The organism is Zunongwangia pacifica, from assembly GCF_023499215.1.
Classification (GTDB): Bacteria; Bacteroidota; Bacteroidia; order Flavobacteriales; family Flavobacteriaceae; genus Zunongwangia; species Zunongwangia pacifica.
Genome location: NZ_JAKHSK010000004.1, coordinates 177,651 through 192,895, shown reverse-complemented (window position 1 = coordinate 192,895; position 15,245 = coordinate 177,651). Strand labels below are relative to the sequence as shown.

At 37.3% G+C, this 15,245-nt stretch carries 9 protein-coding genes; 1 reads left to right on the top strand and 8 read right to left on the bottom strand.

The annotated features are described in order from the left end of the window. Window positions 1-148: 148 nt before the first annotated feature. The 4 genes from L1967_RS04395 to L1967_RS04380 form a co-directional block, all read right to left on the bottom strand. Complete coding sequence (locus L1967_RS04395) at window positions 149-2,878, bottom strand: hypothetical protein (RefSeq protein ID WP_249600508.1); 2,730 nt, start codon at window positions 2,876-2,878, stop codon at window positions 149-151. Between the two features lie 368 nt (window positions 2,879-3,246). Then, window positions 3,247-6,642: a VCBS repeat-containing protein gene (locus L1967_RS04390; protein WP_249600507.1), complete on the bottom strand. Its 3,396-nt coding sequence runs from the start codon at window positions 6,640-6,642 to the stop codon at window positions 3,247-3,249. A 624-nt stretch (window positions 6,643-7,266) separates the two neighbouring features. Further along, a complete protein-coding gene (locus L1967_RS04385; protein WP_249600506.1) occupies window positions 7,267-8,295 on the bottom strand; it encodes a DUF4861 family protein in 1,029 nt (342 codons plus the stop codon). Window positions 8,296-8,429: 134 nt separating this feature from the next. Then, window positions 8,430-8,834, bottom strand: a complete 405-nt coding sequence (locus L1967_RS04380) for a carboxypeptidase-like regulatory domain-containing protein (protein WP_249600505.1) — start codon at window positions 8,832-8,834, stop codon at window positions 8,430-8,432. A 404-nt stretch (window positions 8,835-9,238) separates the two neighbouring features. On the opposite strand from L1967_RS04380, the gene L1967_RS04375 reads away from it, so the two are divergent. After that, the gene (locus tag L1967_RS04375; protein WP_249600504.1) at window positions 9,239-10,261 is read left to right on the top strand and encodes a LacI family DNA-binding transcriptional regulator; all 1,023 of its coding nucleotides are present in this window, start codon (window positions 9,239-9,241) and stop codon (window positions 10,259-10,261) included. On the opposite strand, the gene L1967_RS04370 is transcribed toward L1967_RS04375, so the two are convergent. From L1967_RS04370 to L1967_RS04355, 4 genes are all read right to left on the bottom strand, one after another. Continuing rightward, the gene (locus L1967_RS04370; RefSeq protein ID WP_249600503.1) at window positions 10,256-11,872 is read right to left on the bottom strand and encodes a UxaA family hydrolase; all 1,617 of its coding nucleotides are present in this window, start codon (window positions 11,870-11,872) and stop codon (window positions 10,256-10,258) included. The genes L1967_RS04375 and L1967_RS04370 overlap by 6 nt on opposite strands. A gap of 153 nt (window positions 11,873-12,025) precedes the next feature. Beyond that, complete coding sequence (locus L1967_RS04365) at window positions 12,026-13,468, bottom strand: tagaturonate reductase (RefSeq protein WP_249600502.1); 1,443 nt, start codon at window positions 13,466-13,468, stop codon at window positions 12,026-12,028. 23 nt (window positions 13,469-13,491) lie between these two features. Beyond that, window positions 13,492-14,781, bottom strand: a complete 1,290-nt coding sequence (locus L1967_RS04360; RefSeq protein ID WP_249600501.1) for a TRAP transporter large permease — start codon at window positions 14,779-14,781, stop codon at window positions 13,492-13,494. Next, window positions 14,778-15,245, bottom strand: coding sequence for a TRAP transporter small permease (locus L1967_RS04355; protein ID WP_249600500.1), 468 nt, complete (start codon window positions 15,243-15,245; stop codon window positions 14,778-14,780). The genes L1967_RS04360 and L1967_RS04355 overlap by 4 nt, the downstream gene beginning before the upstream one ends.

Here is a 15,245-nt window from a genome sequence, read left to right as displayed (position 1 = left end):
ACTATAAATATCTGAATTTTTCGAGTGATGCCCAGTACCTTCTAAATGATAAAAATTGATATAAAATATTGATAATTATAATGTTCTATTGAACAGAAATCTACGCATCCGTAGCATGTCGCCTCTATAATTAACGATCTTACTTATATTAATCTTCCACCTCGTAATCTAATGTTTTGTACCCTATTTTACCATCCTTAGAAATAACCTCAACAATGATTCTTTTCTTTCCAGGACTATCGTTATTGGGATAGTTCACCATTATCTTCTTCCCCTCTTTAATCTTTAGATCAGGATTCCAATATATTGTAACGTCGTTGTCACCGGGTAAGGTTACTTCATTGGGTTCATATTTAGGAATATAGAATTCTTTTTTAGGGGCAAATAAAGGAATACTGGTTTTTAAAATCCCTTTTGATTTCGTTGCGGTATAAAATCCGTTCCCACTATAGGTATAAATAGCCAGAATGTTTCCCATACTTGGGGTCAACGACATATCTGAAAATGGATATACACGACGGTAAAGCGGCATAAAATTCTTTGTAATACCATCAAGAATCTCAACACTCTTTACTTCACTTGGTGGCAGGTTAGGCAAAAATTGATAGGCGTCTGCCAAAACCGGGATACCATCAACCAATACGATGGTTTCCATACCTCCCGTAACCACTGCTTTTTGATACCTTACACCGGTACTGTCTTCATATAAACGAAAACTGATTTTGTCTCCAAAGGCTTGTCGTAGCACACCATACAATCCATGACTGTATTCATTCTCATTTTTTTCAATCGCTTTACCATCTATAACTACATCTGGCTTTCCGTAGGTATCCAATACTTTTTGACGTTGCGGAGTGAGCTTATAATCACTAATAAATACTTCTTCTAACTGATTAACATTAGGATCGTAATCAAAATAATTACCACGTTTACGTTCTTCGTTTGTTTTATTTAAAGTTGTTTGTATGGAATCCTTTTGGTTGGTAAAAGTATAACTACGGTCATATTGAATCTTTGGTTTAGATAACACATCGAGACTTAGGCTATAATTTCGGTTTTTACCCGCATCATTTTTAGTTTGTAAAACAGCCCTAACACGCCTGCCTTCCATTGGCGGTAATAAAAATTGAAATTTTCCCAGGCTATCCGTTTTCTGATTATAGAAAGTTTGCTCTTCTCCAAATACCATTAAGCTTACATTCACATCTTCTTTCATTTTATCTTTATCAAAAAGTGCTGCAATCTCCCCTTTTATACCTAAAGTAAATTCTGGCAAGAAATTCATCTTTTGGTCATTGGGAGGGGTGTTAAAGGTATACCCTCTCCAGCCCTGAGTTAAAAGAAGATTGTCGAGTTCAACGGGATTTATAAGTTTAGTGCCCTTAAAATAGAAGGAGGGCTTCTCTACACGTCCGCGCAATTCTGAAGAGAGCATAAAATAGGACCAGATGCTATGCTCATTGGTTAACTCTTCAGGAATCACCAAAACTGATGCACTACCCGTCCAACTCGTATCTATAGAAAGTTCTTGAGAGTTTAGCTGAAGATTTACCTCTTCCCTGGTTTTATAAAGATTTTTAGGCAATATCATATCGAAATTAAATGTTTCTGCCTTTAAATCATTAAAAAATAAACGTTCAGCTAAGGGATTTTTTTCTTTGTCTTTAAGGGTAAATACTAAAATTCCGGTGGGTAAAGATTCTTTTGAAAAATATAAGGTTTCCTTTCCTTCTTCCATTTTACGGACTATTTCCCCTATTACCATCCCTCTACTACTTACTGCAACGAGCACTGAATCAGTCTTAAATTGAGTGGAATTTAAATGCACCGCTATATTTCCCCCTATCTGATTCACCGAAAGTGTACTCCCTTTTTCAGTTACTGAAGGAAATGTGTAGGTAAGCGGTATGTCGTGATAAGGGTTTGCCAGCGCTACCCTGTAGGTTGTTGTCTCATTTGGAAATACGTAAACCCTTCCCATCCCCAGCTTGTTGCTTTTAAAGGAAGTGACCAGATTGTCCTGAGCATCATAAATAGTCCCTGAAACCGCGACTCCGTTTCCATTCTCATCCAGTGCCTTAAAACCTAATAAGTTGCTCATCCCACTAATTAAGTTTCCTCCTTCAGGCAAAAACTGAATATCGACCGCCGGCCGGGTAAGTGATAAAGTTTCCCTCCATTCTTTACCGGAATCTGTTAACATTTTAAAATGTACCCATTTGGTTTCTTCTGGAAACTTTTCCTCCAACAGGAAATTATCAGAACTATTTTTACGGATTGTGCGCTTTTTTACCTGATCATCATACGTTATTTCCAGTTGAAATTTTAAACCTACCTCACTATCCAATAACTTTGGATTGAACAAAAAACGAGTAGCATCTTTTGTATCGGTTTCAAGCTTCTTTACAAGACTGTTCGGCAAATTATTTTCTACAATCTTTAGATAGGTAGTAAATATAAAATCTGTTCCAAAGTTTTGATCCCATTGGGTATATGCCCTTAACTGATATATCCCCGGGGTATAAAAATCTTCGATATCGATAAAATTACTTCCTAATCCATCGCTGAGTTTGATGAGTTTTTCGCCCACAATAGTCTCAAATGGATCTATCAATTCAACCCTTAAAATACCGCTTAAAGCTGAAAGCACATTGTCTTTGGCCTGAGTCACTATTCCCCTAAACCAAACTGTCTCGCCCTGCGTATAAGTTTTGCGATCTGTCTGAATATAAATCTTTTCGGCTAATGCTTCTTGTGCATAAATATCCTGCTGTGCTATAGTCGGCGAAACTTTACTTATAATTATAAAAATGCAAAGACTTGTTTTAAATTTCAGTAATAAAGCGGTTAAGTGACTCTTTGGTATTTTTCTATACATAACATTTACTTTATAGATTAAAAAGCTGCAATGATCATATTTATACAGCTATTGATACTTTTATTGCAATTTCACTACTGAACTGTAATCGATATTAAAACCGAACTTTAAACAATTGACATTCAGACTAGCTTAAAAGTTTTCGGTGGCTTTTATGTGTTCTGTCCAAAAGCACTGGAATCCAGCAACCCCCAGGCAATCTTGCTAGGTAATAAATAGGAAACCGATGATAACCTGCACATCTGCTTTACTTCGTATAAAAACCAAATTTCCGAGACAATTCCATTAGAACCATCGGAACCTAAATGCCTTACCGAGATGGCTTTTTACTGTTTAACTGCCCATACGCCAATAACCCTGAATTCACTTTAATAGGAATATAAACTTGGATGATCGTTATTTCGAGAGACCAATAATCGCTTTTTACCGGATGTATGTTTTAAAACACTAAGGGATTTTATGTCCCCATCTAACCAAAGTTTACCCGATTTGGGCACCAGGTTGAAATTACCCTGATCAAATGAAAGCATCGACCCGAAGGAGGCATCTATTGATCCCTGGCTTACCCTAAACGGGAACAAATTGCCGGCGATAAGAACCTCAGCGGTACCGTCACCATCAAAATCTGAATACACAAAATCCTGAATAGCCGAATCTTGAACGGGCTTGGGCAATGCTTTTAAACTGAAAGTCTCATCCCCATTATTCTCTATAAAGGCCGAGGCCAGTGTAAAAATCTCTAAAGTAAAACGGGGTTCTATATTATTCGTTTTTAAAAATTCATCGGTATTGGTTTTTGCATAACTATCGTAAGACACGTATTGTTTCTTTAAGGCAGAAACCTGTGACATTAATTCATCTCGTGTAGGCCAGGGATAGCTTATCCCATCGATGTAATAAGTTAAGATGGGATCTATACGCCCATTATTATCAATATCCTGAATGTAATAGCGCATGGGCTCTGTGACCGAAGCTTTAAACTGATTGTTTTCTCCAAGGTTACCAGCCACAAAATCGATATCACCATCTCCGTCAAAATCACCTTTTTCCAGACTAAACCACCATCCGTTTGAGTTTCCAAGGCCAGCTGCATTGGTCTGATTTTTTAAAACACCTTGATCGTTTTTAAAAATGCTTACAGGCATCCACTCCCCCGTTAAAACCAAATCGGGCCAGGTATCATTATCCAAATCTACCCATTCTGCATCGGTCACCATGCCTACCTGCTCCAAATCATTACTTCGGTTAATGCTAAATTTTACTGTAGTTCCTGTACTTTCATTGGTAAGCAAGGTACTTCTAGGCGACATTGGATAATTTCCACCTGAAATTCTTCCACCCACAAACAGATCTAAATCTCCATCTTGATCATAGTCCGCAGCTTTTACCACACCGCCGCTAAATTTCATATCAGGTAACGCATTTTCTATTTTGCTGAATTTACCATTACCTGCATTAAGGTAAAATCGATCCTGATAATAGGCATCTCCATTAAACTCTTCATTCCCTCCGCTTACCACGTATAAATCGAGATCCCCATCGGCATCAGCATCAAAAAACAGGGCATCATAATCCTCATGTATAACATCTTCAGCAGTATCCCACGGCTGATTGGAATTGAAATTTTTAAATTTCCCGTTATCAAGCCCTAAATATAGCTGAGAGGCCTGACCACTTGCCCCTAGGAAAAAAATATCGTCATTACCATCGTTATTGACATCGCCTACAGCTACCTTCCCACTTGTTTTAGAGACCTGATACGGAATAAGACTTTCGTAATCAAAATCGACATACGAATTTTCCTGATGTACAAAATCTATATTGGAAGTCGATGTGATATCCTTAAAAAAGGACTCTGAAGGAATACTATCGTATTGATAAGTCTCGATTGCATCTGCTTCGTTTAATGAAAGTAGTTGATTGGCCTGCACATTTTTAATACGGCTAAGCTTTTTAGAAGGCCAGATCACATCTAGGCTTTCCAAACTTTTAGCCTGCCCCAAACCGATCGTCATTTTAGGGTCTACCGAAGACTGAAATCCCCTTATATAATAGGCTTCCTGATAAATACGGCTTCCGTCTCCAAAATGAAGGACAACTTTAGTGCCCAAAGCTTGTGTATTTTTGTCTTTCCCTTTGAATGTGAGAGAAATAAAATTATTGGAAAGTTGCTCATTTTCGTGGTTTTCATAAACCAAAACAGGATCGTTAAGATTGTTAATGATTAGATCTAGATCTCCATCATTATCAAAATCGGCATACGCCATAGCGTTAGAAACTGTTTTAAGATTAAGTCCCCATTCTTCCGTTTTATTTTCAAAGAGTAATCCGTCTACATTTTTATACGCATAATTAGAAACCTTAGTAGAAGGAATTTTACTGATTAAAAGCCCTAAATCGAGTTTTTCACGATTTGCCTGAGCACGAGCATAGGCCTCATGAACCGTATAATTATTAAAATCAAGGTTGCTGTAATCTCGAAGATATCCATTAGTTATAAAAACGTCTTTAAGACCATCATTATCATAATCGGCAAATAAAGGCGCCCAGCTCCAATCGGTATTAGAAATCCCGGCAAGCTGTCCCACCTCTGTAAAGCGCATAGTTCCCTCTGGGTCCAGACCTTTACTCAAATGCAGATTATTACGCATATACTGCTTATGGTAACCACTGTCAATAAGGCGTTGCACCTTATTGTATTCATCTGATCCTTTTAGTACTTTTTGGCGATAATTGTCTTCAGGAAGCATGTCTACAACAAACAAATCGGGATTTAAGTCGTTATTAATATCGGCAACATCAGATCCCATAGAATATTTTGAAAAATGAGCAAAAGAAGTCTTTGAAGTTTCGGTAAAAGTACCATCACCATTATTTAAATAGCAAAAGTCCTGTTCAGAATAATCATTAGTCACAAAAATATCGGGGTATCCATCTTTGTTTAAATCACTGATTGCCGCACTAAGACCAAAGTTGATACCGGTACCATCAATTCCTGCTTTTTCAGAAACCTCCACAAATTTATTACCTCGATTTTCATAAAGCTGATTGCCATAATATGGATGACGCTTGCTACGTAACATAGTAACGTTATAAAATATATTATAAAATTTATTGGCATGATTAAGCAAGAATAAATCGAGATCCCCATCCAGATCATAATCTAAAAAGTACGCCTGCGTGCTAAAAGTACCTACAGCATCTACACCATACTCTTTGGCCTGCTCTTTAAAGGTGGGTAAACCATCTGCTCCAATTCCCTGATTTATAAATAACTGATTTGATCTGGGTTTATAATCACCAATCAGTGGCTTTGCCATCCCTTCTTGAGGGGCGTTACCAGAATAACACACATAAATGTCTAGAAGGCCGTCACCATTAATATCTGCCATGGCCGTCCCAGTTTTCCAACCATCTTTCTCCTCTAATTGAGTTTTTGCAGTGACATCTTCAAATTTTAAACCGCCTTTGTTTAAGAACAGTTTATTTTTAACCTGGTTCCCAGAGAGATATACATCAGAAAGGCCATCATTATTAACATCGCCTACGGCTACCCCACCACCATTATAGATATATTCGTAAGTAATGATGTTGTTTTCTTGGGTTTCCGTGAGTGTATTTTCGAAATCAATACCGGTTTGAGCAGAGCCTAGAAGACTAAATAAAGGAGAATCAACTTCCGCTGCTAATTTTTTATCATCACTACTACAAGCGGTAAAAATTAGGGATGCTAACAAATAAATTCTTAAAATTTGAGTATTCATAAAAAGTATTCTTTGAATATCATAAAGCTACAATCCCTATAAAGACATATCTTTCGAGGAAATTTTAGGAGAAATCATGAAAAATCAAATATAATGTTTTTAATATTTTTTAACATTTAAATTTAAAAATTGTTAAAAATAAATAAGGACGTATTTTGCTCAAATTAGGGGAATATATCGTTCAAAAATGGTGATAAATGTTAAATAATTACTTTCTCGGGCAGATAAACTACTTCAGGGTAAGCCCATGAGGCATTAAAATTACTTTTATTTTGAGGCATCCCGATTCCGGTAGCTATCAAAACGGAACCAAAGCCTTTAATCTCAATTATCAAATAAATTTCAATAATATCTTAAGTTCAAGATTCAATATATTTTATCATCCTTATTCGCATTGAAGATTATGCTATAGCAATTTTAGGATGAGCGTGATAAATGCATTATCGATAACGCACCTTTCATATTCTTTTTATATGGAATATAAGTTCTCTGATTAAGCAATGCTCTAAGAAGAGGATAACCCGTAATGCTTAAATTATACTACACAAGCATAGTAAATGACGTAGGACTTGATATTTAGAGACCTGTAATAAAAAGACCAATAAGCTTAAATAAAGACTATTTTTAGTTTAATTCTCCTTTCTCCTGAAGTGTTTTTAAATGATCATCCAAACTATTTATAAATTCTTCTTTGTTTGACAATCCGTTCTTTTCCTGCTGCCATGCTGCCAAAATGTAATAGGAGATTTTATTGGTCGTTGGTTTAAATATTAGCAAATGATCGTATGGTCCTTCTTTAATGTTTTGTATTTCTGAAGTTTTATAAAGAATGGCCATTCCCAATCGATCTTTATCGTTTACAAGCGTTTGTCTTCCGTAAGTAGCGATATACCCCCATTCACCATCCTTACTTTCATTCGTTATTAAAGGAATATCCTCAAATTTTACAATTCCGGTCGTTAATCCTTTTATTTCTGCGGAAGGTTTCAAGCTAATCTTACTAAATCTTCCTTTAGGATAAATGCTGAATGTTGCACCAAGATCTATAGAATCTTCTCCGGTTTTCCAGTCGTCATAATCGATAAATACTGAAGAACTTTCTGCATTATTTTCTACGGAAGCTACTGTTTTTCCCACATTTCTGAAATGAGCAACAGAGTCGTTTATATATCTTCCATAACCACCTAATCCTAAAGACTGGCCTGCTTTTAGAATATCCTGTCCCCAGGCAGCATCGTGATGGTAATCTTCATAATTTTTTTGTCCTACATAGGGTAAAACTATAGTATCTGTTTTCTTTCCCCAAATATCGATAGCATTTCTCCAGTCCAGATAAAGCCGAAATCCAACCTGACTATTTTCCCAACCAGGACCTTCGTATCGTATATAGTATGCATGATCGCTATGCCCTTCTGGCAACTGCAACGAATCCACATTTATAAACTCGCCTCCCCCAAATTTTTCAGGTTTCCAATCGTCACCCTTTCTAATCGATAATTCGGCATAGGTTTTTGCATTCTTATCTGGTTTTTGCCAGGTATTTGTGTTTTGATTTTCTTTAGGTTGTGTAGGGATAGATTCTTCTTTCTTTTCTTTACACCCAGCAAAAATTAAAGCTAAAACAAGAAAGGCTGGTAAAATAATTCTTTTCATAACTCAAGTTCTTAATTTGATAGAAAGTCAAAGAGAAGCATGTAAATACAAGCTTCTCTTTTAACTATCAATCAACTTAAATAATCTAAACATCTACTAACTATTCACAAATAGGATATTGTTTAAAATCTGATCTATTTTTCAATTTTCAGAATTCGGGATTTTCTCTTTTCTACCTCCTTATCATAATTCACAACAACAACATTTTCTTGTTGGTTTACTTCTTTTTGTAATGTTAACCGAAAATCAGTCGTTTTAGAAGCATCAATCGTTTTCGTAGCAAAGCCAATATAACTAATCACAACTTTTGAATCTGCCGGAATCTGCATTTCGAAATTTCCTTTAGCATCAGTAGTGCTTCCAAAACTGGTATTCGGGACAAAAATATTTACACCTTTTAAGGCTCTTCCCTCAACTGAAGTGACGTTACCTGATATGGTTTTAAACTCCTGCGCACTCATTTTATTAAAAAAGCCTATTCCTAGCATTAGAAAAAATGCCATCAAAAATTTGCTATAACTTTTATCTACTCTTTTCATTACTATTTTATATTAATTTACCAATCAAGTTTTTCCATAGCATCTATAAAACTAGCATATCATTACTATTAACGATAACGTTCTCGTAAAAAGATCTAAATGGTCATTTTTTCAACAATTCTATTTCCACCAAACGCTCTATTCTCTAGATCGAAATTTAGAGTTTTAGAGTCCCAAAATCGTTAATTCCCAGATTTTGCTGTAATCGATTACACTAAATTATAGTTTAATTATTAATATGCCAAAAAAATCATCTTAAAATTAACCAGTAAAAAATTTTAATATCAAAATATAATGATCTTTCAATACTGATAATAATCGGACCTCAACACTGGTTATTAAATCGAATTCTTATATTGTGGCATATTTCATTTAAAATTAAATTTAATCTTGGATTAAAGTACATGGCAGAGAAGGTTACCATTTATGATATTTCTAAAAAGCTTAAAATAAGCGCGGCTACTGTTTCAAGAGCGTTAAACAACAATCCAAAGATTAGTGAAAAAACTCGTGAGCTGGTTCTAAAAACTGCTACCGAAATGAATTATAAGCAGAACAGGTTAGCGCAAGCTTTAAAAAGTGGACGTACCAATAATGTTGGCGTGATTGTCCCTTTTATAAATCGTAGTTTTTTTTCTAGTGTAATTCGCGGTATCGAGGAAGAACTTTCCCCACACGGATATCACGTGATTATCTGCCAAACTCATGAAGATGTAAATAATGAAATTAAGCAAATTGACACTCTTTTAAATACCCAGGTCGATGGTATTTTTATGTCGGTGGCAAAAACCACTCAAGATACCACACACATTCAAAAAGCATTAGCCGAAAATACACCTTTAGTCTTTTTTGATCGTAAAAAGGACGTTAAAGGTCTAAGCTCTGTAGTAATTGACGATTTTAAAGGCGGCTATCTTGCCACTAAACACTTAATTGAGCAGGGATGTAAAAAAATCGCCCATTTCTCAGGTGATCTTAATGTAGAAATATACAAAAACAGGCGTCAGGGATACTTAAAAGCTTTAAAGGATAACGGCATAACACCTTTAAAACGCTTTAGTTTACCAGTAAATAGTAAGTTGGAATCGGGAACTTCTGCTGTAAAAGATCTTTGGAAATTTGATGAGAAACCTGATGCTATCTTTTCTTCGAGTGATTATGCTGCTTTAGGAGCTATTCAGGAATTACGACAAATGGGAATTAAAATTCCAGAAGAAGTTTGTGTGGTCGGTTTTAGTAACGAACCTTTTACTAAGTATATGGAGCTTCCCATTACCTCTGTAGACCAAACCCCTTTTGAAATGGGTAAGATTGCAGCACAGGTATTTTTAGAGCAAATAGAAGGGAGTAAGACACTAACTATTGAAAAGAAAGTTGTGCTTACTCCCGAACTTTATATTAGAGATTCTTCTAACCGTAAATTATAAGGAAACGCCTCTTTTCCAGGGGATAAAATCGTTTTGATCGTTTTGATCGGCTTTGGCAATGGTTTCTCCGCTGGCTACATTAATGATATATTCCAGGATTTCCTCGCCCATTTCTTCAATGGTTTTTTCGCCTTTAATCACAGCACCGGTATCAATATCGATAATATCGGGCATTCTTCCTGCTAAAATGGAATTGGAAGCCACTTTAATCACCGGTGCAATTGGGTTTCCGGTGGGTGTTCCCAATCCGGTGGTGAAGACTACTACGTTAGCGCCCGAACCTACCATCGCGGTGGTACTTTCTACATCGTTCCCGGGCGTGCACAATAAATTTAAGCCAGGTTTGGTGACATATTCTCCGTAATCTAAAATATCCTGAATGGGGGAAGTTCCGCCTTTTTTGGCTGCTCCGGCAGATTTCATCGCGTCGGTGATTAAACCGTCTTTGATGTTTCCGGGAGAGGGATTCATATCGAAACCGGAACCGGAAGCTTCAGCGGCATCTTCGTAAGCGCGCATCAATTTCAGGAAACGTTCGGCTTTTTCGTCATCAACACAACGATTCACCAACTCCTGCTCTACTCCGCATAACTCCGGAAATTCTGATAAAATAGGTGAACCGCCTAATGCGGCCAGTAAATCGGATGCATAGCCTAAGGAAGGGTTTGCTGAAATTCCGGAGAAACCATCGGAACCACCACATTCTAATCCTAATTTCAGCTTAGATAAGGGAGCGGGTTGCCGCTGAATTTCATTGGCTTTTTTGATCCCATCAAAAGATTCACGAATAATCTTATTCAGCATCTCATCAATGGTGCCTTCTTGTTGCTGTTCGTAAATTAAAACAGGTTTATCTAAGTCGGGATTAATCGCATCTAGCGCATTCTGAAAAATATCGATCTGAAGATTCTGACAACCTAAACTCAGCACGGTAGCTCCGGCCACGTTGGGATTATTGACATACCCGGCGAGTAATTTTGATAATGACACCGCATCCTGACGAATACCACCGCAACCGCCCTGATGGGTGATAAAACGGACCTCGATATTATCGAAAATCGGCTCTTCATCTGGTGTTTTATCTTCACTTAATTCAATATTCTCTCCGCTAATTAAATTACGAAGTAACTTGCGTTGCTTGCTTGATTTATGAAAAGAGAGTTCTTTTTCAAAAACGTCTTTTAGCAATTCTACATTTCTGTTTTCACAAAAAACCAACGGAAAAAACAACCATACATTTTGCGTTCCTACCTGTCCGTCGTTACGATGGTAGCCCATAAACGTGCGGTCTTTCCACTTCGACACATCGGGTGCGGTGTACGAAACCGTTTCTGTTTTTCCGGTCGTGGTACTGGCCTGGTGTTTTACATTATCTACGGTGAGCACATCACCGCGTTTAATGTTAGAAGTCGCTTTTCCCACCAAAACGCCATACATATAAATCTTACTTTCTGGTTCTAGATCGACCATCGTGATCTTATGCTTGGCTTTTACATCAGACAAAATAATCACTTCTTCGCCTTCAAAATCCAATCGATCGCCTTGCCATAAATCGGTTAACGCAATGGCGACATTATCTTCGGGATGTACTTTTATTAATTTGTTCTTCATCTTCTTCAATTTTTAGTGCTTCAAAGTTTTGGGCTTCGTAGGGTTTTTATCGTCTTCCAGACCTCAAAAATTTTAAAAACTCTGTTATTTTTTGTTCCAGACCTCACAGGTTTTTGAAACCTGTGAGGTCTAAAATGGTCTAAAATTGCAGGTTTACTTCCCTGCAAATTTTTTATAGCCTTCTTCTATGCCTTTGGTTTCAATTAATTCCAATGCCGTCGCAACCTGATCTTTCAATTCGGAGATTTTGGTTAAATCCTGATCCCAAAATTTTTCGTTTTTCAGCGCCTGCTCGCTTATTTCCTGATAACTATGCAACTCCCATATCCGTTTTAATTCGGCTACCACACTATCATCGTCATTAATGGGCAGGGTTTGGTTGTTCCATTCGCCTCTGTAAAAACGAATTAAACAGGCAAAAGCAAAGGTTAAATGTAAAGGTAATCGATTACAATCTTTTTGAAAAGCTAATAAGCTGGGCAACACTCTCACCTTAAATTTTGAAACGGAATTTAAGGCGATACTCGCCAACTGATGCTTGATAAACGGATTTCTAAACCTGTCCAACACTTCTTCTGCGAAGGTTTTTAATTCTTCTTCAGGTAAAGAAAGTGTGGGGATAATTTCGTTAAAAATGGCTTCTTTTACAAATGCTCCGGTAAATTCGTGATCTACGGTTTCTTTTACGGTTTCATTTCCGAAGAGTAAAGAAAAGGGAACCATCGTGGTATGCGCGCCGTTTAAGATTCTAACTTTTCGGGTTCGGTAAGGTTGCATATCTTCAACCACCAAAATATTTTCATCGATCTGATCGAACGGAATTTTCGCTTTTAACGCGTCCCCACCTTCTATTACCCACAGTAAAAATACTTCTGCGGAAACGATTAATTTATCTTCTAGTTCTAATTTGCTTTGGTAAGCATCAATATCGTCTTTTGGATAGCCGGGAACAATACGATCTACCAACGTGTTATGAAAACTGTTGCTGGTATTGATCCACGTTACAAAATCGGCCTCCAATTTCCATAATTCGGCATATTGAAGGATAATTTTTTTTAAGGTATCGGCATTGTAATTGATTAATTCACACGGAATAATGGTTAATCCTTTTGCCGAATCTCCTTTAAAATACTGAAATCTTTTATACAACAAAGCGGTTAATTTGGCCGGAAAACTGTTGTGCGGCGCTCCTTCCAGGGTATCGGATTCATCATAAGCAATCCCGGCTTCCGTGGTATTCGAAATAATGAATTCTAAGCTTTCTTCTTCGGCTAATTTTAAATATTCGTCATAATTTTTATAAGGATTTATTCCTTTTTGAATACAGGAAATGGTGCGTTGCTCCTGAATTTCTTCGCCTTGCTTCACTCCTTTCATAAACAGGTTGTACAACCCGTCTTGTTCATTCAGTAGTTCTACCAATCCGCCTGCTAAAGGCTGAATTACGGCGACACCGGCATTAAAATTGGCTTCTTTATTTAATTTATCGATCACAAAATCTACAAAGGCCCTTAAAAAGTTTCCTTCGCCAAACTGTACCACTTTTATGGGTAAAGTTTCTGTGATATTGGCATTTTGTCTGGTTAATCTCTTCATTTTGTATAAATTCTCTAAGTATTTTATTCAAATAAACTTGGTAACCACAGGCTTATTTGTGGCACATAGGTTACTAATAATAGGATAATTGCCATTACTACATACAACGGCAACAATGGTTTTATTACTTTTTGAATGGTGGTTTTGGCCACGCCAACTCCAATAAATAATACCGATCCTACCGGTGGCGTACACAGGCCTACACATAAATTCATCACCATAATCATCCCAAAGTGTACGGGATCTACGCCTAAATTCTGCATAATGGGTAAGAATATGGGTGTAAAAATTAAGATGGCCGGCGTCATATCCATAAACGTCCCAACAAATAGTAATAGCAGGTTAATAATGATTAAAATCACGTATTTATTTTCACTCAATCCTAACAGCGCGTCACTTACGGTCTGCGGGATATTTTCAAAAGACATCACCCAGGACATTCCCATAGAGGTGGCGATTAATAACAACACAATCGAAGTGGTCACGACCGAACTTAAAAAAATCGTATGTAATTTTTTGAAATTGATTTCCCGGTAAATGGTAGCCAGGATTAAGGTGTACAACACGGCAATTCCTGAAGCTTCGGTTGCGGTAAAAATCCCGGAAACAATTCCGCCAATCACGACAACCAACAATAATAAACTGGGTAAAGCATCTAAAAAGGTGCTGGCAATTTTCTTGGCACTGGTTTTTTCTCCCGGTGGATATTTTTTCTTTTTAATCCAAACGGCGGCGACTAACATTAGGGCCAACCCCATTAAAATCCCGGGAATATAACCGGCCAAAAATAAACTGGCGATAGAAACGCCACCACTGGCCAATGAATAAACGATTAATACGTTGGAAGGCGGAATAATTAATCCCGTGGTAGAAGCGGTAACATTAATGGCGGCGCCAAATTCTTTGGAATAATTTTCTTTTTCCATCGGTGGACCTAAAATCCCTCCTATCGCAGAAGCTGCGGCTACGGCAGAGCCAGAAATGGCTCCAAAAAGCATCGCGGCAATCACATTTACATAAATCAACCCGCCGGGCATCGAGCCAATGAGGGCTTTCGCAAAATTAATGAGCCGATGGGCAATCCCTCCCTGATTCATAATTTGTCCCGCGAGAATAAAAAACGGAATCGCCAACAGGGAAAAACTGTCTAATCCTGTGGCCATTCGTTGTGCCATTGTGGTAAAGGCGGCCAGCGAATCTATAGAAACGGCTAAAGTTAGTAAACAGGAAATACCAATAGACCAGGCTACGGGAACTCCTAAACTTAGCAGAATTAAAAACGAAATGACCAACAATAATATTTCAGCAATCATACCAGATATTTTTTAGGGTTGAACACTTCATTTAATTTATAAACAATAATGAGTAACCCACTAATAGGCAACACCGCATAGACTACCGATAAGGGTAAATGCAAGGCTGCGGAAGTTTGCCCCAACAAATAACTGATGTACACCAAATTACCACCGCCAATAATCAACGCAAACAGACTAAACAGCATAATGAGTATGTTGATGCCTATTCGCAAACGAATACGATTGCGTTCATTTAACTTGGGCGGAAGGATATTAATGGCTAAATGTTCTTGTTGCCCTGAAGCGTAAGCGGCTCCTAAAATACCGATCCAAATCATTAAATATCGGGCAATCTCTTCGGTTACTGAACTTGGATTTTGCATCACATAACGGGAAAACACCTGCCATAGCACGGCAAGCACAATAAAAGCCATTAAAAGGACCAGGATGCTTCCCAAAATTTTATCTAAGCTTTTTTTCAT

Bases quoted from the DNA above. Each gene is read 5' to 3' on its own strand.
- L1967_RS04395 (WP_249600508.1), bottom strand. From the start codon at position 2,878: ATGTATAGAAAAATACCAAAGAGTCACTTAACCGCTTTATTACTGAAA.
- L1967_RS04390 (WP_249600507.1), bottom strand. From the start codon at position 6,642: ATGAATACTCAAATTTTAAGAATTTATTTGTTAGCATCCCTAATTTTT.
- L1967_RS04385 (WP_249600506.1), bottom strand. From the start codon at position 8,295: ATGAAAAGAATTATTTTACCAGCCTTTCTTGTTTTAGCTTTAATTTTT.
- L1967_RS04380 (WP_249600505.1), bottom strand. From the start codon at position 8,834: ATGAAAAGAGTAGATAAAAGTTATAGCAAATTTTTGATGGCATTTTTT.
- L1967_RS04375 (WP_249600504.1), top strand. From the start codon at position 9,239: ATGGCAGAGAAGGTTACCATTTATGATATTTCTAAAAAGCTTAAAATA.
- L1967_RS04370 (WP_249600503.1), bottom strand. From the start codon at position 11,872: ATGAAGAACAAATTAATAAAAGTACATCCCGAAGATAATGTCGCCATT.
- L1967_RS04365 (WP_249600502.1), bottom strand. From the start codon at position 13,468: ATGAAGAGATTAACCAGACAAAATGCCAATATCACAGAAACTTTACCC.
- L1967_RS04360 (WP_249600501.1), bottom strand. From the start codon at position 14,781: ATGATTGCTGAAATATTATTGTTGGTCATTTCGTTTTTAATTCTGCTA.
- L1967_RS04355 (WP_249600500.1), bottom strand. From the start codon at position 15,245: ATGAAAAAAAGCTTAGATAAAATTTTGGGAAGCATCCTGGTCCTTTTA.